18 protein-coding genes are annotated in these 21406 nt (G+C 57.0%); 2 read left to right on the top strand and 16 right to left on the bottom strand.

All coding sequences use genetic code 11. The annotated features are described in order from the left end of the window. Positions 1-3: 3 nt before the first annotated feature. The 6 genes from ftsB to cysG all read right to left on the bottom strand — a co-directional run bounded on the left by ftsB (position 4) and on the right by cysG (position 5243). On the bottom strand, positions 4-315 hold the full coding sequence (gene ftsB / locus DW56_RS07480; protein WP_024551664.1) for a cell division protein FtsB: 312 nt from the start codon (positions 313-315) through the stop codon (positions 4-6). Positions 316-497: 182 nt separating this feature from the next. Further along, positions 498-818, bottom strand: coding sequence for a DUF3561 family protein (locus tag DW56_RS07475; RefSeq protein ID WP_024551663.1), 321 nt, complete (start codon positions 816-818; stop codon positions 498-500). Between the two features lie 49 nt (positions 819-867). After that, positions 868-1473 carry an adenylyl-sulfate kinase gene (gene cysC / locus DW56_RS07470; protein WP_024551662.1) on the bottom strand — a complete coding sequence of 202 codons (606 nt, stop codon included), beginning with the start codon at positions 1471-1473 and terminating at the stop codon, positions 868-870. After that, complete coding sequence (cysN, locus tag DW56_RS07465; protein ID WP_024562048.1) at positions 1473-2900, bottom strand: sulfate adenylyltransferase subunit CysN; 1428 nt, start codon at positions 2898-2900, stop codon at positions 1473-1475. The genes cysC and cysN overlap by 1 nt, the downstream gene beginning before the upstream one ends. A 9-nt stretch (positions 2901-2909) precedes the next feature. Further along, positions 2910-3818: a sulfate adenylyltransferase subunit CysD gene (cysD, locus tag DW56_RS07460; protein ID WP_024551268.1), complete on the bottom strand. Its 909-nt coding sequence runs from the start codon at positions 3816-3818 to the stop codon at positions 2910-2912. A 9-nt stretch (positions 3819-3827) separates the two neighbouring features. After that, positions 3828-5243 carry a siroheme synthase CysG gene (cysG, locus tag DW56_RS07455; protein WP_024551269.1) on the bottom strand — a complete coding sequence of 472 codons (1416 nt, stop codon included), beginning with the start codon at positions 5241-5243 and terminating at the stop codon, positions 3828-3830. A 243-nt stretch (positions 5244-5486) separates the two neighbouring features. Between cysG and DW56_RS07450 the strand changes: the two genes are divergently transcribed. Then, positions 5487-6527 carry an aminopeptidase gene (locus DW56_RS07450; protein WP_024551270.1) on the top strand — a complete coding sequence of 347 codons (1041 nt, stop codon included), beginning with the start codon at positions 5487-5489 and terminating at the stop codon, positions 6525-6527. A gap of 30 nt (positions 6528-6557) precedes the next feature. On the opposite strand, the gene cysH is transcribed toward DW56_RS07450, so the two are convergent. The 3 genes from cysH to cysJ form a co-directional block, all read right to left on the bottom strand. Next, positions 6558-7292 (bottom strand): phosphoadenosine phosphosulfate reductase, encoded by a 735-nt coding sequence (gene cysH, locus DW56_RS07445; RefSeq protein ID WP_024551271.1) that lies wholly within the window; start codon positions 7290-7292, stop codon positions 6558-6560. 136 nt (positions 7293-7428) lie between these two features. After that, complete coding sequence (gene cysI / locus DW56_RS07440; protein WP_024551272.1) at positions 7429-9141, bottom strand: assimilatory sulfite reductase (NADPH) hemoprotein subunit; 1713 nt, start codon at positions 9139-9141, stop codon at positions 7429-7431. Next, positions 9141-10940, bottom strand: a complete 1800-nt coding sequence (cysJ, locus tag DW56_RS07435; protein WP_024551273.1) for an NADPH-dependent assimilatory sulfite reductase flavoprotein subunit — start codon at positions 10938-10940, stop codon at positions 9141-9143. The genes cysI and cysJ overlap by 1 nt, the downstream gene beginning before the upstream one ends. A 303-nt stretch (positions 10941-11243) precedes the next feature. Between cysJ and queD the strand changes: the two genes are divergently transcribed. After that, positions 11244-11606 (top strand): 6-carboxytetrahydropterin synthase QueD, encoded by a 363-nt coding sequence (gene queD / locus DW56_RS07430; protein ID WP_024551274.1) that lies wholly within the window; start codon positions 11244-11246, stop codon positions 11604-11606. Between the two features lie 73 nt (positions 11607-11679). Here queD and queE read toward each other — a convergent pair whose 3' ends face one another. The 7 genes from queE to rlmD form a co-directional block, all read right to left on the bottom strand. Next, a complete protein-coding gene (gene queE, locus DW56_RS07425; RefSeq protein ID WP_024551275.1) occupies positions 11680-12351 on the bottom strand; it encodes a 7-carboxy-7-deazaguanine synthase QueE in 672 nt (223 codons plus the stop codon). Positions 12352-12464: 113 nt separating this feature from the next. Continuing rightward, a complete protein-coding gene (gene adhP, locus DW56_RS07420) occupies positions 12465-13487 on the bottom strand; it encodes an alcohol dehydrogenase AdhP (protein ID WP_024551276.1) in 1023 nt (340 codons plus the stop codon). A 159-nt stretch (positions 13488-13646) separates the two neighbouring features. Then, on the bottom strand, positions 13647-14945 hold the full coding sequence (gene eno / locus DW56_RS07415) for a phosphopyruvate hydratase (protein ID WP_024551277.1): 1299 nt from the start codon (positions 14943-14945) through the stop codon (positions 13647-13649). A gap of 82 nt (positions 14946-15027) precedes the next feature. Further along, positions 15028-16665 (bottom strand): glutamine hydrolyzing CTP synthase, encoded by a 1638-nt coding sequence (gene pyrG / locus DW56_RS07410; protein WP_024551278.1) that lies wholly within the window; start codon positions 16663-16665, stop codon positions 15028-15030. 226 nt (positions 16666-16891) lie between these two features. Continuing rightward, on the bottom strand, positions 16892-17683 hold the full coding sequence (gene mazG, locus DW56_RS07405) for a nucleoside triphosphate pyrophosphohydrolase (RefSeq protein ID WP_024551279.1): 792 nt from the start codon (positions 17681-17683) through the stop codon (positions 16892-16894). Positions 17684-17826: 143 nt separating this feature from the next. Further along, positions 17827-20055 carry a GTP diphosphokinase gene (relA, locus tag DW56_RS07400; RefSeq protein ID WP_024551280.1) on the bottom strand — a complete coding sequence of 743 codons (2229 nt, stop codon included), beginning with the start codon at positions 20053-20055 and terminating at the stop codon, positions 17827-17829. A gap of 45 nt (positions 20056-20100) precedes the next feature. Beyond that, positions 20101-21402, bottom strand: a complete 1302-nt coding sequence (gene rlmD, locus DW56_RS07395) for a 23S rRNA (uracil(1939)-C(5))-methyltransferase RlmD (protein WP_024551281.1) — start codon at positions 21400-21402, stop codon at positions 20101-20103. Positions 21403-21406 lie beyond the last annotated feature (4 nt).

Here is a 21406-nt window from a genome sequence, read left to right as displayed (position 1 = left end):
TGGTTAGCGATTATTTTGTCCTGACCCGTTAGGACGCTTTGAAGCGTCCGGCACCAGGCGATAAAACGTTTCGCCCGGTTTGGTCATGCTTAATTCGTTGCGCGCGCGCTCTTCAATCGCTTCCTGACCGCCGTTGAGATCGTCAATTTCGGCGAAAAGCTGATCGTTGCGCGCCTTGAGTTTAGCGTTAGTAGCCTGCTGTACGGCAACGTCGTCGGCGACGCGGGAGTAATCGTGAACGCCATTTTTGCCAAACCACAGCGAATACTGTAGCCAGACCAGCAAAGCCAGCAATAGCAGCGTTAGTTTACCCATTCCGCCCCCTGAAAAAACGGCCTTATCATCCTATAATTTCCTGCCAGGCTCCACGCCCGACACAGTATCCAGGCGCAGCAGCAGCGCCAAAACAGCGGCAGAATGTACCACAGAACGCACTGAGATGCGTACTGCACATATTTGTAACATATTCACCGAAAAACGGCAGGCTCAGCCTTGCCTCAGCCCATCAGCCAGAAAAACAGTAACCCGAACATCAGGACGACGGTTAATAAGGTCGCGATGCTGCTGTAGAGGAGCTTGCCGTTGAGAAGAGAGTAAAGCGCGATGCCCACCACAACCGCTACGGGCATTAATGCCAGAAAGAAAGGCCAGGTATACAGAAAGAAAAACAGCGTGTTAGAGCCGTAAACCAGGAAGGGCGGGCCGAGCGCTATCAGCCACGAGATAAACCCCAGCACGGCGCCAGGCCACGACCAGGTTGTTTCTTCAGCAGGTGGCGTTTGAGCCTGTGAAATGATGATATTCGTGCCGTTGCGCATAACTTATCCTGTGACCTGACATGCCGGGAAGCGTCTTCCCGGCGCCGTCTCAGGATTTGATGATATCGTCCTGGCGCAACATATCTAACAATTGCGCAATCAAATTTGTTACCAATTGTTGGCCATCGAGGTGGATTTCCGGCTGTTCCGGCGCCTCGTAAACCGAATCGATACCGGTAAAATTGCGCAGCTCTCCGGCGCGGGCTTTTTTATAAAGCCCTTTCGGATCCCGCGCCTCGCACACCGCAAGCGGCGTATCGACAAAAACCTCGATAAACCGCCCTGCGCCAACGCGCTCGCGCACCATCGTCCGTTCGGCGCGATGCGGCGAGATAAACGCCGTCAGCACCACCAGGCCCGCATCGACCATCAGGTTCGCCACTTCGCCCACGCGGCGAATGTTTTCTTTGCGGTCGGCGTCGCTAAAGCCCAGATCGCTGCACAGCCCGTGGCGCACGTTGTCGCCATCCAGCAGATAAGTGCTGACGCCAAGCTTATGCAGCGCCTCTTCTAAAGCCCCGGCGACCGTCGATTTTCCTGAACCAGAAAGCCCGGTAAACCAGAGCACAACCCCACGGTGGCCGTGGAGTTGCTCGCGCTGTTCGGCGCTAACGGGATGGGCGTGCCAGACGACGTTTTCGTCATGCTGCGCCATTATTTGCCTCCCAGCAGGTCGCGTGCGCCCCAGTGCGGGAAGTGGCGGCGAACAAGCTGATTCAGTTCAAGTTCAAACGCGCTGTAGGCAGACGGCTCCTGGTAAACATTTTCCTGCGGCTCGCGCACCATGCCGGCGCCTACGGTGACGTTGCTCAAACGGTCGATAAAAATCATCCCGCCTGTCACCGGGTTTTCCTGATATTTGTCGAGATTCAGCGGCTCGTCGAATGTCAGATCCACAAGACCGATGCCGTTCAGCGGCAGGTTTTCCACCACGCGCTGGGTCAGGTTGTTGATATCCACCTGATACTGAATGTTGTCGACGCGGGCGCGCGTTTTCTTGCCGGCAATTTTAATGTCATAGCTCTGGCCGGGCGTCAGGGGCTGTTCCGCCATCCAGACAACATCCACCGACGCGCTCTGCACCGCAGGCACATTCTGCGACGCGTCAACCAGCAGGTCGCCGCGGCTGATGTCGATTTCATCTTTCAGCACCAGCGTTACCGCCTCGCCTGCGCCCGCCTCGTCTAAATCGCCGTCAAAGGTGACAATGCGCGCGATGGCGGATTCAACGCCCGACGGCAGCACTTTCACCCGCTGGCCCACTTTGACGATGCCGGACGCGATGGTGCCCGCATAGCCGCGGAAGTCGAGGTTCGGGCGGTTAACGTATTGCACCGGGAAGCGCAGCGGCTGCGCGTCAACGTCGCGGTTAATCTCTACGGTTTCCAGCACTTCCAGCAGCGTCGGGCCGGTATACCAGGCCATATTCAGACTGGAGATCGCCACGTTGTCCCCTTCCAGCGCAGAAAGCGGTACAAAGCGGATATCCAGATTGCCCGGTAGCTGAGCGGCGAAGTTAAGGTAATCCTGTTTGATCTCCTCGAACCGCGCTTCGCTGAACTCCACCAGGTCCATCTTGTTCACCGCAACCACCAGATGCTTAATGCCCAGCAAGGTTGAGATAAAACTGTGCCGACGAGTCTGGTCCAGCACGCCTTTACGGGCGTCGATAAGCAGAATAGCCAGGTCGCAGGTAGAGGCGCCGGTCGCCATATTACGGGTGTACTGCTCGTGCCCCGGCGTGTCGGCGATAATAAATTTACGCTTCTCGGTGGAGAAATAGCGGTACGCCACGTCGATGGTAATGCCCTGCTCGCGCTCGGCCTGTAAGCCGTCCACCAGCAGCGCCAGGTCGAGCTTCTCGCCCTGGGTGCCGTGGCGCTTACTGTCGTTATGCAGCGAGGAGAGCTGGTCTTCGTAGATCTGGCGCGTATCGTGCAGCAGGCGGCCAATCAGGGTGCTTTTCCCGTCATCCACGCTGCCGCAGGTCAGAAAGCGCAGCAGGCTTTTGTGCTGCTGGGCGTGCAGGTAGGCCTCCACGCCGCCCTCTTTGGCGATTTGTTGTGCGATGGTCGTGTTCATGACGGCTCCTTAAAAATAACCCTGGCGTTTTTTCAGCTCCATCGAGCCTGCCTGGTCGCGGTCGATAACGCGACCCTGACGTTCGCTGGTGGTCGATACCAGCATCTCTTCAATGATTTCCGGCAGCGTCTGCGCGCTGGATTCCACCGCGCCGGTCAGCGGCCAGCAGCCGAGAGTACGGAAACGCACCATGCGCTGCTTGATCTCTTCGCCCGGCTGCAAGTCGATACGATCGTCGTCGATCATCATCAGCATGCCGTCGCGCTCCAGCACCGGGCGCTCTGCCGCCAGATACAGCGGAACGATCTCAATATTTTCCAGATAGATGTACTGCCAGATATCCAGCTCGGTCCAGTTAGAGAGCGGGAAGACGCGGATGCTTTCGCCCTTGTTAATCTGGCCGTTGTAGTTGTGCCACAGCTCCGGGCGCTGGTTTTTCGGATCCCAGCGGTGGAAGCGGTCGCGGAAAGAGTAAATACGCTCTTTGGCGCGGGATTTCTCTTCATCGCGGCGCGCGCCGCCGAAAGCGGCGTCAAAACCGTATTTGTTAAGCGCCTGCTTCAGCCCTTCGGTTTTCATGATATCGGTATGCTTGGCGCTGCCGTGCACGAACGGGTTGATGCCCATCGCCACCCCTTCCGGGTTTTTATGCACCAGCAGCTCACAGCCGTAGGCTTTGGCGGTACGGTCGCGGAACTCGTACATCTCACGGAATTTCCAGCCGGTATCGACGTGCAGCAGCGGGAACGGCAGCGTGCCCGGGTAAAAGGCTTTACGCGCCAGATGCAGCATCACGCTGGAATCTTTGCCAATGGAATACATCATCACCGGGTTAGCGAATTCTGCCGCCACTTCACGAATGATATGGATGCTTTCCGCCTCCAGTTGCCGCAGGTGAGTGAGTCGTTTTTGGTCCATAACCTTTCCTTAAGCCAGATTCACCACGGAAGAGCGGAACTCCCCCGTCGGGTTGGAATGTTGATACCAGGCCAGTTGCGGGTGAAGCTTAACCACCTCCCCGATAACCAGCAGAGCCGGCATCGGCGCCTGTTTAGCAAGCGCCTCGAGTTGTTGTAGCGTGCCGGTAAAGACCTGCTGGTCTTCCCGCGTGCCGCGGCTGATGACCGCCACTGGCGTATCAGCGTCCCGGCCGTGTTGAATTAGCTGCTCGCTTATCTCTGCGGCTTTCATCGTGCCCATATAGATAGCGAGCGTCTGGCGGCTTTTCGCCAGCAATGCCCAGTCGAACGGCGCGCTGTCGGGCTTGTAGTGCCCGGTGACGAAGACCGCGCTCTGGGCATAATCGCGGTGCGTTAGCGGAATACCCGCGTAGGCCGTCGCGCCGGAAGCCGCCGTAACGCCTGGCACCACCTGAAAAGGCACCCCCGCCGCTTTCGCCGCCTCAAGCTCTTCGCCGCCGCGCCCAAAAATGAACGGGTCGCCGCCCTTCAGGCGCACCACGGTTTTTCCTTCCCGCGCAAGATCGACGAGCATCTGGTTGGTTTCATGCTGCGCCACTGCATGCGAACCGGCGCGTTTGCCTACGCAGATGCGTTCGGCGTCGCGGCGCACCAGGTCCAGCACCGCCTCGCTGACCAGATGGTCATAAAGCACTACGTCTGCCTGCTGCATCACCTGCAAGCCGCGAAGCGTCAGCAACCCCGCATCGCCCGGCCCTGCGCCGACAAGAATAATTTCGCCCGGGGCGCTTTCCGGCTCTGCCAGCGTTTGCGCCAGCGTTTCCTGTGCCGCCTGTTCATTGCCTGCGGCCATCTGGCTTGCGAAGCGTCCGCGGAAAGCGCGCTCCCAGAAGCGGCGGCGCGCATCGGTCGTGGTCAGCCGCACTTTGATTTTCTCACGCCAGCTGCCCGCCACTTCCGCCATGCGCCCCAGGTTCGCAGGCAGCAGCGCTTCAATTTTTTCCCGCAGCAGACGCGCCAGCACCGGCGCGTTGCCGCCGGAGGAAATAGCGACCACCAGCGGCGAGCGGTCAACAATGGAAGGAAAAATGAACGAACAGAGCGGCTGATCGTCCACAACATTCACCAGCCGCTGACGGGCGTTCGCCGCGTCATATACCCGGCGGTTCAGTTCGCTGTCATTCGTGGCGGCAATCACCAGAAAAACGTTATCCAGCTGCGCTTCATCAAACGCCTGCGCGAACCAGTCGATGGTTTTCGCCTCGTTAAGCTCCGCCAGTTCCGGGTGCAGCTTGCGCGCCACCACCCGGACCTGCGCGCCCGCGCGGGTCAGCAAAGCAATTTTACGCGCCGCCACTTCGCCGCCGCCGACAACAAGGACGGGGCGATTTTTCAGCGCGGCAAAAAGGGGGAGATAATCCACAACGGCAAGGCTCGCAAATAACAGGGACTACGGGGGACTATAGGGGGCGCTTGATAACGAATGAAATTACGAATTGGCATGAGTAGTTCCACAAAGGAATAAGTCGTTGACAAAGCAAATATCAAAAAGTGCTTAAGACGTGGTTTTTCGGGCGTTTGGGATGAAATGAAATTGTGTAAGCTTCATCACAGTTTCATACTAAGCGGGAAAATTTTTCCGCTCTTTTTTGATTAAGGATTATCTATGCTTTCCGCAGTGCGCCGCTTAACCCTGGGCCTGGCGCTGAGCGTATGCTTTACCCTTCCTGCCGCGGCGCGCGCGCCCGCGCTGGGGGAAACCGCCAATCAACAGACTCGCTATATCGCTACCTATTTTCCCGGCCGGATGACCGGCACCCCCGCAGAGATGCTTTCAGCGGATTATTTGCGTCAGCAGTTTGCGCAGTGGGGCTACCAGAGCGATATTCGCGCCTTTCACAGCCGCTACGTCTATCTTACGGATAATAAGCATGCCAACTGGCATAACGTGACTGGCAGCACGGTCATCGCCGCGCACGAAGGCAAGGAGCCGCAGCAGATAATCATCATGGCGCACCTCGACACCTACGCGCCGCAAAGCGATAACGATGTGGATAACAACCTGGGCGGGCTAACGCTACAGGGCGTGGACGATAACGCCGCCGGGCTTGGCGTGATGCTGGAGCTTGCGCAGCGCCTGAAAGATGTTCCCACTCGTTACGGCATTCGCTTCATCGCCACCAGCGGCGAAGAAGAGGGCAAGCTTGGCGCGGAAAACGTACTTAAGCGCATGAGCGATAAAGAGAAGAAAAATACGCTGCTGGTGATTAACCTGGACAACCTGATAGTGGGCGACCGGCTCTATTTCAACAGCGGGCAAAGCACGCCCGCCGCGGTGCGCAAACTCACCCGCGACCGCGCGCTGGCTATCGCTCGCCACCAGGGTATTCCCGCCGCCACCAATCCTGGCCTTAATCCGCAGTATCCGCAGGGCACCGGCTGCTGCAACGATGCCGAGGTGTTTGATAAAGCCGGCCTGCCCGTGCTTTCGGTAGAAGCGACAAACTGGACGCTGGGCAAGAAAGACGGTTATCAGCAACGCGCCAAAAGCAAAGCGTTTCCCGAAGGGAGCAGCTGGCATAGCGTCCGCCTTGATAACCAGGACTATCTGGATAAAGCGCTGCCCGGGCGCATTGAGAAACGCAGCCGCGACGTTATGCGCGTCATGCTGCCGCTGGTCAAAGAGCTGGCGAAAGCGGGGAAATAAAAAACGCGACCTGTTGTCGCGTTTTTTCTCTTAACCTTCGTGCAGGCCGCATTCGCGTTTCAGCCCGAAGAAGCGGGTTTCCTCTTCCGCCATGCCCGGCTCCCATTTGCGGGTCGTATGGGTATCGCCTACGGAGAGATACCCTTCGTCCCACAGCGGGTGATATTTCAGACCATGTTTTTGCAGGTACTGATAAACGGTGCGGTTATCCCAGTCGATAATCGGCAGGATTTTAAACACGCCGCGCTGAACGCCAACCACCGGCAAATTAGCCCGGCTGCCGGACTGCTCGCGGCGAAGCCCGGCAAACCAGGTGCCGGCGTTAAGCTCCTGCAACGCCCGGTTCATCGGTTCGACTTTATTAATGTCGTTGTACTTCTCAATGCCCTCCACGCCCTGCTCCCACAGCTTGCCGTAGCGCGCCTCCTGCCAGGCCGGGCTTTGCGCGGCGCGGTAGATTTTCAGGTTCAGGTTGAGCTTTTCCGTTAGCTCATCAATGAACCGGTAGGTTTCCGGGAACAGATAACCGGTATCGGTGAGGATGACGGGGATATCCGGACGCTCGCGGGTCACCAGATGCAGACAAACCGCTGCCTGGATGCCAAAGCTTGATGAAAGCACAAACTCGCCGGGCAGATGCTCCAGCGCCCAGCGCACGCGCTCTTCCGCGCTAAGCTTTTCCAGCTGCGCGTTGGTTTCGGCGAGCGCCGCCGCGCGTTCTTCTTTCGTCTGAGCATTCAGCGTATTCAGATCGAATTGAGACATGTTGACCTCGCTTGTTGACTATTTTCACCCTCCCCCTTCTTTCGCAGGGAGAAGCTGAAAAGCGCGCCGGGTTGCCATAACCCGGCACACGTTCGCCGCCCGGTCCCCTTATCGCGAAAGGGGGAGCGTCAGCGGCTTATTCCCAGAAATCCCGCGCTGGATCGAGCACCGGACGGATGATCCCGGCGCGCACGGTGAAATCGCCAAAGCCTTCGCCCGCTTCGCGCTCTTTCGCCCAGCGGCCTACCAGTTCATCGATAGCGGCCAGAATTTCCGGCTCGGTGATGTTTTCACGATACATACGCGGAATGCGCGTGCCGATGCGGTTGCCGCCAAGATGCAGGTTATAGCGCCCCGGCGCTTTGCCAACCAGCCCCAGTTCCGCCAGCATCGCGCGGCCGCAGCCGTTCGGGCAGCCAGTTACGCGCAGAACGATATGTTCATCCGCTACGCCGTGCTTTGCCATCAGCGCGTCGACTTTGTCGATAAACGTCGGCAGGAAACGCTCCGCTTCCGCCATCGCCAGCGGACAGGTCGGGAATGACACGCAGGCCATGGAGTTTTCGCGCTGCGGCGTGACGGCGTCCATCAGGCCGTGCGCCCGCGCCAGCTGTTCAATCTTCGCTTTATCGCTTTCAGGCACGCCCGCCACGATAAGGTTCTGGTTAGCGGTAAGCCGGAAATCCCCTTTATGGATCTTCGCAATTTCCAGCAGGCCGGTTTTCAGCGGACGGCCCGGGAAATCCAGAATACGGCCGTTTTCGATAAACAGCGTCAGGTGCCATTTATTGTCGATGCCTTTTACCCAGCCGATGCGATCGCCGCGGCCGGTAAATTCATAAGGGCGAATCGGCGCGAATTTAATGCCTGCGCGACGCTCCACTTCCGCTTTAAAGACATCCGGCCCCACGCGCTCCAGCGTATATTTGGTTTTGGCGTTTTTACGGTCGGTGCGGTTGCCCCAGTCGCGCTGGGTGGTCACTACCGCTTCCGCCACGGCAAGGGTATGCTCCAGCGGAATATAGCCAAACTCCGTCGCGGTGCGGGCGTAGGTTTTCTTGTTGCCGTGCTCAATGGAAAGCCCGCCGCCCACCAGCAGGTTGAAGCCCACCAGTTTGCCGTTTTCAGCAATCGCGATGAAGTTCATGTCGTTTGCGTGCAGATCGACATCATTCTGCGGCGGCACCACGACCGTGGTTTTGAATTTACGCGGCAGGTAGGTCGCCCCAAGAATAGGCTCTTCGTCAGTGGTCGCCACTTTCTCCTGGTCAAGCCAGATTTCCGCATAGGCGCGGGTGCGCGGCAGCAGATGCTCGGAGAGTTTTTTCGCCCACTCGTAAGCTTCAGCGTGCAGCTGCGATTCCACCGGGTTGGAGGTGCAGAGCACGTTACGGTTCATGTCGTTAGCGGTCGCCAGCGCGTCCAGGCCAACGGAGTGCAGCATCTGGTGCGCCGGCTTCACGTTTTTCTTCAGCAGGCCGTGATACTGGAAGGTCTGGCGGTTGGTCAGACGGATGCTGCCGTAAATGGTGTTTTCGCCTGCGAATTTATCAATGGCTATCCACTGCTGCGGCGTCATGATCCCACCCGGCAGACGGCAGCGCAGCATCATCGCATGACGCGGCTCAAGCTTCTGTTCGGCGCGTTCGGCGCGAATATCGCGATCGTCCTGCTGGTACATGCCGTGAAAGCGGATCAGCAGAAAATTATCGCCATTAAAGCCGCCGGTCAGGCCGTCATGTAAATCTTCGGCAATGGTGCCGCGCAGGAAATTACTTTCGCGCTTCATGCGTTCCGCGTCGGTAAGTTTTCCTTCGACCACCAGAGGCCCTGGGTATTTTTCGCTCATTAATAGACGTCTCGCTGGTAACGGCGCTCTACGCGCAGCTCACTTAAATATTCGTCTGCCGCCTCGGCATCCATCGCGCCGTGTTCGGCAATCACTTCCAGTAAAGCCTGGTCGACATCTCGCGCCATGCGAGTCGCGTCGCCGCAGACATAAATGTGCGCGCCGTCGTTGATCCAGCGCCACAGCTCCGCGCCTTGCTGGCGCAGTTTATCTTGTACGTAAATTTTTTCTTTTTGATCGCGCGACCAGGCAAGATCGATGCGGTTCAGCACGCCTTCTTTAACGTAACGCTGCCACTCCACCTGGTAGAGGAAATCTTCAGTAAAGTGCGGATTCCCGAAAAAGAGCCAGTTCTTGCCTTCGGCGCCTTCGGCGGCGCGCTGCTGCATGAAGGCGCGGAACGGCGCGATGCCGGTGCCTGGGCCAATCATGATCACAGGCGTTTGCGGGTTGGCAGGCAGACGGAAGTTGTCGTTATGCTCGATGAAAACGCGCACTTCGCCCTCTTCTTCCAGACGATCGGCCAGGAAGCTGGATGCCCCGCCCGCGCGCGCGCGGCCTTCGATGTCGTAACGCACCACGCCAACGGTGATATGCACTTCGCTTTCCACTTCCGCCTGCGAAGAGGCGATGGAATAGAGACGCGGCGTTAGCGGGCGCAGCAGGCCGAGCAGTTTATCGGCGTCCAGTTGCGCAGGGGCGAAACGGACCATGTCCACAATCGGCACCGTGGCGGCATAATGTTGCAGCTTCGCTTTATCGCCCACCAGCGCCAGCAGTTGTTCATTGCGGGTCAGCGTGGCGTAGTTTTCCACAATGTTGGCGGTGTTCACGGTCAGCTCGAAATGCCACTGTAGCGCTTCGCTGAGCGGCAGCGTTTTGCCTTCCACCACCACCTGCTCGTCGCCTTTCAGCCACAGCAACTCGACAAGTTCCTGCACCAGGGCGGGATCGTTCTGATACCAGACGCCCAGCGCATCGCCCGGCTGATAGCGCAAGCCGGAATCGCCTAAATCAATTTCCAGATGGCGAACATCTTTCTCGGAGCCGCGGCCGGTAATTTTTTGGTTAACGGAAAGCGTTGCCGTCAGCGGCGCTTCTTTGGTGTATGGCGTGGAGTCGACAAGATTCACCGCGCCCTGTGCGGCAACGCTTGCCTGAGCCGGCGCGGCAGGCGCGCGGGCTTTCAGCGCTTCCACTACGCGGGCGCGCCATTCCTGCGCCGCCGCCTGATATTCCACATCCGCATCCACGCGGTCGAGCAGACGCTCGGCGCCCAGTTCCGCCAGCTTGCTGTCGAAATCTTTTCCTGCCTGGCTGAAGAACTCATAAGAGGTGTCGCCCAGACCAAAGACGGCGAAGGCGGCGCCGTTCAGCTTCGGCGCTTTTTTCGAAAACAGGAACTTATGCAGCGCGACGGCCTCTTCCGGCGGCTCCCCTTCTCCTTGCGTGGAGGTGACGATCACCAACAGCTTCTCAGAGCCGATCTGCTTGAACTTATAGTCCCCGGCGTTAACCAGCTTCACGTTCAGCTTCGCCGCCAGCAGATCGTCTCGCAGCGCTTCCGCCACCCGGCGCGCGTTGCCCGTCTGGGAAGCGGAGATAAGCGTAATGGCTGGCGCTTCGGCGACAGGCGCGGAAGCTTGCGCCGCTGCGCCCGGCTGGTTTGAGATCCCCCAGAAATAACCTGAAAGCCAGGCGAGCTGGGTGGGCGTTAAGTCGTGGGTCGCCGTCTGAAGGCGAGCCAGCTGCTCCGGGCTCAGCGGGAGCAAAGCGCTTGGTGGGGCCTGCGTCGTCATGCGTCGTTATGTTCCAGTAGCAAAGCTGTTTTTTATTGTAAAAACAGAAGAGAAAGTAAGGTTAACGGGCGGCATAGTAACAATTAAAGAAGGGATGGAAATAATAAATAACCAAAAGCACTAACCGCTTTTATCACTAACGCTAAACGGTAAAACTGGTTAACTATAACGTTGATTAAAAAGCGTTATTTTTATCAGCAAAGCCTTAGCGCAGCGCTTATCGTTAACGGCGGTTTTAGTTAATGCTAAAAACGGTCAATTCCGGTACTATGCGGCGGTTTTTTGTCAGACTGAGACTGCGTTATGCCTACCACCCTGTTTAAAGATTTTATGTTCGAAGCCGCCCACCGCCTGCCCCATGTACCGGAAGGCCATAAATGCGGGCGTCTGCACGGGCATTCTTTTATGGTGCGCCTGGAAGTGACGGGCGAAGTGGACCCGCATACCGGATGGATAATTGATTTCGCCGAACTGAAAGCGGCGTTTAAGCCGGTTTATGACCGTCTCGACCACTATTATCTCAACGATATTCCGGGCCTTGAGAACCCGACCAGCGAAGTGCTGGCGAAATGGATTTGGGATCAGATGAAGCCCGTGATGCCGCTACTGAGCGCGGTGACTATCAAAGAGACCTGCACCGCAGGCTGCGTATACCGCGGCGAATAAGCGCGACGCCCGGTTGTTAACGAACAACGACGGCTTTGGCAGCAGATAAAAAAAGGGGCTTACGCCCCTTTTTTCATGCAATGTTCAGATACTTATGCGTTTGCATAGAGAGCCGCCAGTTGCGGGCGATACAGGTTTCAATACACAGACGCGTGGCGTCTTCTTTCTGGCTGATGGGTTGCAGGGCAATCACGCGCTGTTTGTCATCGTGAACTCTTGCCAGCAATTCATCCAGCGCTTCTATATCGCGCATCCGTCCTACCGGGTGTTTGACTTCATCAGCACGTTGCAGCGCCTGGTCGAGCACTTCATAACCGCCGCGCATATTCACTTTTGGCGAAACGGTCACCCAGGTTGTTGGCGTGCAGCGCACTTCATGGGTGCCGCTGGTTTCAATCTGGCAACTGAAGCCGTTTTTTTCCAGCAGGTGAGTGAGCGGCAGCAGATCGTGGATGCACGGCTCGCCGCCGGTAATGACAACGTGGCGCGCGGTATAGCCCTGGCGGCTAATCACAGCGAGTAAATCTTCGCTGCTGGCGGCGCCCCATTTATCGCTCTCTTTCGTCTTGGCTATTACGCTGTAAAGCGACACTTCCCGATCGGCGAGCTTATCCCACGTGTGTTTGGTGTCGCACCAGGCACAGCCAACCGGGCATCCCTGCAAACGAATGAAAATAGCGGGAACGCCGGTAAAGTAACCCTCGCCCTGTAGGGTCTGGAACATCTCATTAATCGGGTACTGCATGATACTCTCTGCAAATGATGTAAACCGTAATTATTGCAGAAGTTACGTTCGGGGTCATGTCCTGCGGCGCCTGCATGGATGGCACAGGCGCCGCGGCGGTTTTCCAGCGAGAGTTACTGCGCGGCTTTTCGTTTAAAATCAATAACCATACGGCCTTTGATTTTGCCCTCCTCCATTTCGTGGAAGATGGTATTGATATCTTCCAGCGGGCGCAGGGTGACGTTTGGCACCACTTTGCCTTCAGCGGCAAACTGGAAGGCTTCCGCCAGATCCTGTCGCGTGCCGACCAGCGAGCCGACCACTTCAATGCCGTCCAGCACCAGGCGTGGAATGTTAAGACTCATGGATTCCGGCGGCAATCCGACCGCCACCACGCGCGCGCCAGCGCGAACCGCATCCACCGCCGAGTTAAACGCCGCTTTCGCCACCGCCGTCACCACTGCCGCATGCGCGCCGCCGGTTTTTTCCTGAATAATTTTTGCCGCATCTTCGTTACGTGAGTTGATGGTCAGATCGGCGCCGCTCTCTTTGGCGAATTCAAGCTGCATGTCGTTCACGTCTACGGCGATGACTTTCGCGTTGAACACATTTTTCGCATATTGCAGCGCCAGGTTGCCAAGGCCGCCAAGGCCGTAAATGACAATCCACTGGCCGGGGCGGATATGAGAAATTTTTACCGCTTTGTAGGTGGTAACTCCGGCGCAAGTGATACTGCTGGCCGCAGCGGAATCCAGTCCGTCCGGCACTTTCACGGCGTAATCCGCCACAACGATACACTCTTCCGCCATGCCGCCATCCACGCTGTAACCGGCGTTTTTAACGTTGCGACAGAGCGTTTCATTGCCGCTTGAGCAATATTCGCAGTGCCCGCACCCCTGGAAAAACCAGGCAACGCTTGCGCGATCGCCAGGCTTGAGCGAAGCGACGCCCGGGCCGATGGCTTTAACCACGCCGATGCCTTCGTGCCCCAGCGTTCTGCCGGTAACATCACCGAAGTCGCCATTTTTCACGTGCAGGTCGGTGTGACAAACTCCGCAGCATTCCATAGCGAGCAAGGCTTCGCCATGCTCCAGCGGGCGCATGGTTTTATCGATAATTTCAACAGAATGATCTTTACTGACGACGGCGGCTTTCATGGTCTCTCCTCATAAAAAAATCGTGATTTTGTGATTTTCTACTTCTTTAGGGTGACGCATAACGATCTGCCGTTAAGTATGGAAGAAGGCGGTGTGAGCGCAAAAAAGAGGCATAAAAAAACCCGCCGGAGCGGGTTTTAATTACTTTACAGGAGAGGATTACGCCTGCCCTTTGATCTCTTTACGACCGTTGTACGGCGCTTTTTCACCCAGCGCTTCTTCGATACGAATCAGCTGGTTGTATTTAGCAACGCGGTCAGAACGGCTCATGGAACCGGTTTTGATCTGGCCTGCTGCGGTACCTACTGCCAGGTCGGCAATGGTTGCGTCTTCAGTTTCGCCAGAACGGTGAGAGATAACGGCAGTGTAGCCAGCATCTTTCGCCATCTTGATAGCCGCCAGGGTTTCGGTCAGAGAACCGATCTGGTTGAATTTGATCAGGATGGAGTTAGCGATGCCTTTCTCAATACCTTCTTTCAGGATCTTGGTGTTGGTAACGAACAGATCGTCGCCAACCAGCTGGATTTTGTCGCCCAGTACTTTGGTCTGGTAAGCAAAACCGTCCCAGTCAGACTCGTCCAGACCGTCTTCGATAGAAACGATCGGGTACTGTTTGGTCAGATCTTCCAGGAAGTGGGTGAATTCTTCAGAGGTGAACGCTTTGTTGCCTTCGCCAGCCAGAACGTATTTACCGTCTTTGTAGAATTCAGACGCCGCGCAGTCCATCGCCAGCGTGATGTCTTTGCCCAGCTCATAGCCAGCAGCTTTAACCGCTTCTGCGATAACAGCCAGCGCTTCGGCGTTGGAACCCAGGTTCGGCGCATAGCCGCCTTCGTCGCCTACAGCGGTGTTCATGCCTTTGCCTTTCAGCACTTTCGCCAGGTGATGGAAGACTTCAGAACCCATACGGATGGCTTCTTTAACCGTCTTCGCGCCAACCGGCTGAATCATGAATTCCTGGATATCAACGTTGTTGTCAGCGTGCTCGCCGCCGTTGATGATGTTCATCATCGGAACCGGCATGGAGAATTTGCCCGGGGTGCCGTTCAGCTCAGCGATGTGCTCATACAGCGGCATGCCTTTAGCGGCAGCAGCGGCTTTAGCAGCAGCCAGAGAAACCGCCAGAATGGCGTTTGCACCGAAGTTGGATTTGTTTTCAGTACCATCGAGGTCGATCATGATTTTGTCGATGGCAGCCTGGTCTTTAGCGTCTTTACCTACTACAGCCTGAGCGATCGGGCCGTTCACCGCAGCAACTGCTTTGGTTACGCCTTTACCCAGGAAACGGGATTTGTCGCCATCGCGCAGTTCCAGCGCTTCGCGGGAACCCGTAGAAGCACCTGACGGTGCAGCGGCCATACCTACGAAACCGCCTTCCAGGTGAACTTCGGCTTCAACAGTCGGGTTACCACGGGAGTCGATGATTTCACGACCGATGACTTTAACGATTTTGGACATTAGGTTTTCCTCAGTACAAGTTAAACTAAAACTCCAGACAAACAACGCGCGATAAATTCGCGCGTTGCCGTTCTAACTCTGCTTACTTCGCCTGACGTTTCTGGTAATCGCTCGCGGCTTTTACAAAGCCGGCAAACAGCGGATGCCCATCGCGCGGGGTGGAAGTAAATTCCGGGTGGAACTGACAAGCGACAAACCACGGGTGATTCGGCACTTCGATGATCTCGACCAACTGATCATCGCCGGAACGGCCCGCAACACGCAGACCTGCTGCTTCAATCTGTTTCAACAACATGTTGTTGACTTCGTAACGGTGACGGTGACGCTCGACAATGGTCGGCTCGCCATAAAGCTGGCGCACCAGGCTATCGTCGCTGAGCTGACACTGCTGCGCGCCAAGGCGCATCGTGCCACCGAGATCGCTTTTTTCCGTACGCGTCTCAACGTTGCCATTTTCGTCGCGCCACTCCGTGATCAGCGCAACGACTGGGTATTTACAGTCTGGCACAAATTCAGTGGAGTTGGCGTTGTCCATACCCGCAACGTGACGGGCATATTCAATCAGCGCAACCTGCATACCGAGGCAAATGCCGAGGTAAGGAATATTATTTTCGCGGGCATAGCGCGCGGTGGCGATTTTGCCTTCCACGCCGCGATAGCCGAAGCCGCCCGGGATAAGAATGGCATCCAGCCCTTTCAGCACTTCTTCGCCGCGCGTTTCGACATCCTGCGAATCGATAAGCTTGATGTTAACCGTCACGCGGTTTTTCAGCCCGCCATGCTTCAGCGCTTCGATAACCGATTTATACGCATCCGGCAGTTCAATGTATTTGCCGACCATGCCGATCGTGACTTCGCCTGCCGGGTTAGCTTCTTCATAAATAACCTGTTCCCATTCAGACAGGTTTGCTTCCGCACAGTTCAGGCTGAATCGTTTACAAATATAATCGTCGAGCCCCTGCGATTTCAACAGGCCCGGAATTTTATAGATGGAATCGACATCTTTCAGCGAAATCACCGCTTTTTCCGGTACGTTACAGAACAACGCAATTTTGGCGCGTTCGTTCGCCGGCACAGCGCGATCGGAGCGGCAGATCAGCACGTCCGGCTGAATACCGATAGAGAGCAGTTCTTTTACAGAGTGCTGCGTCGGCTTGGTTTTCACCTCGCCTGCGGCCGCCATGTAAGGCACCAGCGTCAGGTGCATAAACATGGTGTGTTCACGGCCCACTTCTACCGCCATCTGGCGGATAGCTTCAAGGAACGGCAGGGATTCGATATCGCCCACGGTGCCGCCGATTTCCACCAGCACCACATCATGGCCTTCGCCGCCTTCAAGAATACGCTCTTTGATGGCATTGGTGATGTGCGGGATAACCTGTACGGTCGCGCCCAGATAGTCGCCGCGACGTTCTTTGCGCAGGACTTCAGAGTAAATACGGCCGGTGGTGAAGTTGTTGCGGCGCGTCATGCGAGTACGGATGAAACGCTCGTAGTGACCCAGGTCCAGGTCAGTTTCAGCGCCATCTTCAGTAACGAACACTTCCCCGTGTTGAATAGGGCTCATGGTGCCCGGATCGACGTTAATGTACGGATCCAGTTTCATGATAGTTACGTTGAGGCCACGGGCTTCGAGAATGGCTGCGAGGGAGGCTGCGGCAATGCCTTTACCCAGAGAGGAAACGACCCCGCCGGTCACAAAAATATAGTTCGTTGTCATGCTGAACCTGAGAAGTTAGGTTTAAAGACGATGGAATAACCAGGACGGGAAAGCAGTATACCCGAACACGACAGGGCTCACAAACTTTCATTCTGTGCGTTCAGCGCCAGGTCTTGCCAATCTCAAGCCGTGAGAAAATAGCCGCTTTGCATGAAATGTTTTTGACGTAAATCAAGCGCTTGTTAATTAAGATTTTCCACAACAAGCGCTTTAGCGCAAAAAAGCCTTAGCGATCAGTTTCCTGGCGTTTTACTTCCTGCCACGCCGCTTCCATCTGTTCAAGCGTCGCCTGCTCAGGCCTTAACCCTTGCGCAGCAAGAATCGCCTCCACTTCACGGAAGCGGCGTTCAAATTTACGGTTCGCTTTTTGCAGCGCGATTTCCGCTTTGCTGCCGAGATGGCGGGAAAGGTTAACCGTCGCAAACAGTAAATCGCCAATCTCCTCTTCAAGCTTCGCCTCATCCACGACGGCCTGCTGCGCTTCATGCATCACTTCGTCAATTTCTTCATGCACCTTTTCAACCACCGGGCCAAGCGAGGTCCAGTCAAAACCCACCGCCGAGCAGCGCTTCTGAATTTTATGCGCGCGCATCAGTGCGGGCAGGCTTTCCGGAATATCGTCCAGCGCTGAATGTTGCGCTTTTTCGGCGCGCTCCGCGCTTTTGGTCTTTTCCCAGTTAGCCAGCACGGCTTCGCTGTCGCCGAAATTCGCTTCGCCGAAAATATGTGGATGGCGGCGTTCCAGCTTATCGCTAATGGCGGCGCAGATATCGTTAAAATTGAATCGCCCTTGCTCCTGCGCCATCTGGGCGTAAAACACCACCTGAAAAAGCAGATCCCCCAGCTCGCCGCGCAGGTCGTCAAAGTCTTCGCGCTGAATGGCGTCCAGCACTTCATAGGTTTCTTCCAGCGTATAAGGGGCGATGGTGGCGAAGGTCTGTTCTTTATCCCACGGGCAGCCGTTTTGCGGGTCGCGCAGGCGCTGCATAATGCCAAGCAGGCGGTCGATCTGATTCATGATAAGTCCTTGCAAATTCAGGGGTGGCGCCTCTCCTGAGGAGGAGAAAAGAGAAGTAAGGTCGGCTTTGCGGCGGTCGATGTCAAGGGATGCGACGGCTTAAAAAACGCAGGGGCGGCTTGCGGCGCCCCTGATGATTGTCGTTAACCGTGCAGGCGGCGGGCGTCAATGACATCCGGCACCTGATTGAGTTTGCCGAGCACGCGGCCCAGCACCTGTAGGTTATAAATTTCGATATCCATATCAATCGTGGCGAGCTGCTGGCGCGTATCGCTGCGGCTGGTGACCCCGAGCACATTCACCTTTTCGTTGGCGAGAATCGTGGTGATGTCGCGCAGCAAGCCGCTGCGGTCGTTAGCGGTAACGCGCACCACCAGCGAATAGCCCGCCGAGTAGCTTTCGCCCCAGACGGCGTCGACGATGCGCTCCGGCGCGTGCGACTGCAACTCTGCAAGCTGGTCGCAGTCGGCGCGGTGAATGGAGATGCCGCGCCCCTGCGTGATAAAGCCGACAATATCGTCGCCGGGAATAGGCTGGCAGCAGCGCGCAATGTGGTGCATCAGGTTGCCGACCCCTTCCACCACTACGCGGCCATTATCTTTACTGCGCCCCTGCGGCGAGTAGCTTTTCTGCGTGAGCTGACGCAGCGCCGCCGCATCCTGTTCTTCCGCGCTCGGCTTGTTGAACTGCGCCTGCAAGAAATTCACCATCTGGTTGAGGCGAATATCGCCGCCGCCAATCGCCGCCAGCAGTTCGTCGATTTCGTTGAAGTTGTAACGCGGCAGCAGATGCTTTTCCGCTTCTTTCAGGCTGATGCCGAGGTGCGCCAGCTCGTCATCGAGGATCTGCCGTCCGGCGAGAATGTTTTTATCGCGGTCCTGCTTGCGAAACCAGGCGTGAATTTTTGAGCGCCCGCGGCTGGTGGTGACGTAGCCCAGGTTTGGGTTCAGCCAGTCGCGGCTCGGGTTCGGCTGCTTCTGGGTGATAATTTCAATCTGGTCGCCCATCTGCAACTGATAGGTAAACGGCACAATGCGCCCGCCTATCTTGGCGCCGATGCAGCGGTGCCCCACATCGCTGTGAATGTGATAAGCAAAGTCGAGGGGGGTGGAACCTGCCGGCAGATCTACCACATCGCCTTTCGGCGTAAAAACGTAAACCCGATCGTCGAAGACCTGGCTGCGCAACTCGTCGAGCATTTCGCCGGAGTCGGCCATCTCTTCCTGCCAGGCGATAAGCTTACGCAGCCATGCGATGCGGTCTTCATGGCCGGTGCGCGCGCCGCTGGTGGCGCCCTCTTTATATTTCCAGTGCGCCGCCACGCCAAGCTCGGCGTCTTCGTGCATCTGTTTGGTACGGATCTGGATTTCGACCGTCTTGCCGCTCGGGCCTAACACCACCGTATGAATAGACTGATAGCCGTTCGGTTTCGGGTTAGCGACGTAATCATCGAATTCATCAGGCAAATGACGATAGTGAGTATGCACAATCCCCAGCGCGGCATAGCAATCCTGCAAACGCTCGGCGACAATGCGCACGGCGCGCACGTCAAACAGCTCGTCAAAAGCGAGATGCTTTTTCTGCATTTTGCGCCAGATACTGTAGATGTGCTTCGGACGGCCGTAAACTTCCGCCTTTACGCCCTCTTCTTTCATCGCCTTGCGCAGATGCGCGACAAACTCGTCAATATAATGTTCGCGATCGATACGCCGCTCGTGCAGCAGCTTCGCAATGCGCTTGTACTCCGCCGGATGCAAATAACGGAAGCAGTAATCTTCCAGCTCCCATTTAAGCTGACCAATGCCGAGGCGGTTGGCGAGCGGCGCATAGATATTGGTACATTCTTTCGCCGCCAGCACGCGCTCATCTTCCGGCGCGTCTTTTACCTCGCGCAGGTGAGCGATGCGCTCGGCAAGCTTAATCACCACGCAGCGGAAGTCGTCTACCATCGCCAGCAGCATGCGGCGGACGTTATCTACCTGATCGGAAGAGACGGCGTCGGTATGCGTGGCCTTAAGCTGGCGAATCGCCGCCATGTCGCGCACGCCGTGAATAAGAGTGACCACCGCGCTGCCGACGCTCTGCGTCAACACCTCTTCGCTGACCACGCCGCTGTCTACCAATGGAAAGAGCAACGCGGCGCGCAGGGTGTCGATATCCATGCTGAGCATTGAGAGGATCTCCACCATCTCAACGCCCCGCCACAGTACCGCTTCCGCCTGCGGATGACCGCTGGTCTGCTGTTCGCAATATCGCCAGGTTTCGGTTAAGCGTTCACACGACTGCTGACTGGCGATGCCAAGGCTCGCCACCCACTTTTCATGGTCAAATTCGCCAGCTTTATTGAGATGCGCACTTCTTACCGCAACCATCGTCCTCTCCTTAAGGGACTGGCCGTCTCGCCCGCAGGCGTACGGCTATGACTCTCGAACAAACAGCACCATCGATTCCAGATGACCAGTGTGCGGGAACATATCCAGCATTGCCAGCCGTCTGATTTGGTAACCCGCCGCCAACAAGGCTTCGCTGTCCCGGGCAAGTGTGGTGGGGTTACAGGAAACATAGACCACGCGTTTGGGCAGTAATTTCACAATGTGTTGCATTACGCCCGCCGCGCCTGCCCGCGCCGGGTCAAGCAGGACTTTTTCAAACCCCTGCTTCGCCCAGGGCTGGCGGGTGACATCCTCTTCCAGGTTTTCATGAAAGAAAACGACATTATTCAGGGCGTTAAGCCGGGCATTATAATTTCCTTTCTCCACCAGCGCAGCTACGCCTTCCACGCCGACCACGCTGTCTGCGCGCTTTGCCAGCGGCAGCGTAAAATTGCCCATGCCGCAGAAGAGATCGAGCACCCGCTCCCCTGGCTCTACCGCCAGCCATGCCAGCGCCCGCGCCACCATCTGCTGGTTCACCGCGTCGTTGACCTGAATAAAATCACGCGGGCTGAAGCTTAAGCGTAGTTCGTCTGAGGTGTACCAGGGCGCTTCTCCGCTCACCTGTTCAAGGGTATCGCTTTGGGCGGCGAGGTACAGCGCAACGCCTTCAGAATGCGAAAAGCGTTCCAGTTTTTGTCGGTCGCGGGCGCTAAGCGGCGCAAGATGACGCAACACCAGCAGCGGCCCGTTATCCGCCAGCACCAGCTCGACGTGGCCTGGGTTGCGGATAGTGTCCAGTTCGTTCAGGCAGGCGCGCAGCGGCGCGAGCAACGCCTCAAGGCGGGGCGCCAGAATAGGGCAATGGTGAACATCCACCAGCTCGCTGGAGTTCGCTTTGCGAAAACCCATCTGAAGTTTTTGCGTGCGCGGCGTAAAAGCAAGGCTCAGACGCGCGCGGCGGCGATAGCCCCACTCCGGCCCGGCGATCACCTCGTCGACATCGCGCTTCATCATGCGCCCCAGCGCCCGCGATTTACTCTCTTGTTGCAGGCTGACGCTGGCGTGCTGCTGCTGGCAGCCGCCGCATACGCCAAAGTGCGGACAGCGCGGCGCCACGCGCTCCGGGCTGTCGGAAAGCCGTTTTTTGACCGTGCCGCGCGCAAACTGGCGCTTCTCTTCAGTCAGCGTAACCTCGCCCGTTTCGCCCGGCAGCAAGCCCGCCACGAACAGCGCTTTGCCTTCATGACGCGCCACCCCCTGCCCGAAGGGGTCAAGATCGGTTACTTTAACGGTTATGATCTGACGCGTCGTCACGCGTCGCTTTGCAGAGTAGAATTGCGCCATCGCC

The organism is Franconibacter helveticus LMG 23732, from assembly GCF_000463115.2.
GTDB classification, from domain to species: Bacteria; Pseudomonadota; Gammaproteobacteria; order Enterobacterales; family Enterobacteriaceae; genus Franconibacter; species Franconibacter helveticus.
Note: the sequence above shows the minus strand (reverse complement) of the source record. Positions and strands in the feature narration are given on the sequence as shown.

Bases quoted from the DNA above. Each gene is read 5' to 3' on its own strand.
- cysJ (WP_024551273.1), bottom strand. From the start codon at position 10,940: ATGACGACGCAGGCCCCACCAAGCGCTTTGCTCCCGCTGAGCCCGGAG.
- cysH (WP_024551271.1), bottom strand. From the start codon at position 7,292: ATGTCTCAATTCGATCTGAATACGCTGAATGCTCAGACGAAAGAAGAA.
- rlmD (WP_024551281.1), bottom strand. From the start codon at position 21,402: ATGGCGCAATTCTACTCTGCAAAGCGACGCGTGACGACGCGTCAGATC.
- adhP (WP_024551276.1), bottom strand. From the start codon at position 13,487: ATGAAAGCCGCCGTCGTCAGTAAAGATCATTCTGTTGAAATTATCGAT.
- mazG (WP_024551279.1), bottom strand. From the start codon at position 17,683: ATGAATCAGATCGACCGCCTGCTTGGCATTATGCAGCGCCTGCGCGAC.
- ftsB (WP_024551664.1), bottom strand. From the start codon at position 315: ATGGGTAAACTAACGCTGCTATTGCTGGCTTTGCTGGTCTGGCTACAG.
- DW56_RS07450 (WP_024551270.1), top strand. From the start codon at position 5,487: ATGCTTTCCGCAGTGCGCCGCTTAACCCTGGGCCTGGCGCTGAGCGTA.
- DW56_RS07475 (WP_024551663.1), bottom strand. From the start codon at position 818: ATGCGCAACGGCACGAATATCATCATTTCACAGGCTCAAACGCCACCT.
- cysI (WP_024551272.1), bottom strand. From the start codon at position 9,141: ATGAGCGAAAAATACCCAGGGCCTCTGGTGGTCGAAGGAAAACTTACC.
- queD (WP_024551274.1), top strand. From the start codon at position 11,244: ATGCCTACCACCCTGTTTAAAGATTTTATGTTCGAAGCCGCCCACCGC.
- queE (WP_024551275.1), bottom strand. From the start codon at position 12,351: ATGCAGTACCCGATTAATGAGATGTTCCAGACCCTACAGGGCGAGGGT.
- pyrG (WP_024551278.1), bottom strand. From the start codon at position 16,665: ATGACAACGAACTATATTTTTGTGACCGGCGGGGTCGTTTCCTCTCTG.
- cysC (WP_024551662.1), bottom strand. From the start codon at position 1,473: ATGGCGCAGCATGACGAAAACGTCGTCTGGCACGCCCATCCCGTTAGC.
- relA (WP_024551280.1), bottom strand. From the start codon at position 20,055: ATGGTTGCGGTAAGAAGTGCGCATCTCAATAAAGCTGGCGAATTTGAC.
- cysD (WP_024551268.1), bottom strand. From the start codon at position 3,818: ATGGACCAAAAACGACTCACTCACCTGCGGCAACTGGAGGCGGAAAGC.
- cysN (WP_024562048.1), bottom strand. From the start codon at position 2,900: ATGAACACGACCATCGCACAACAAATCGCCAAAGAGGGCGGCGTGGAG.
- eno (WP_024551277.1), bottom strand. From the start codon at position 14,945: ATGTCCAAAATCGTTAAAGTCATCGGTCGTGAAATCATCGACTCCCGT.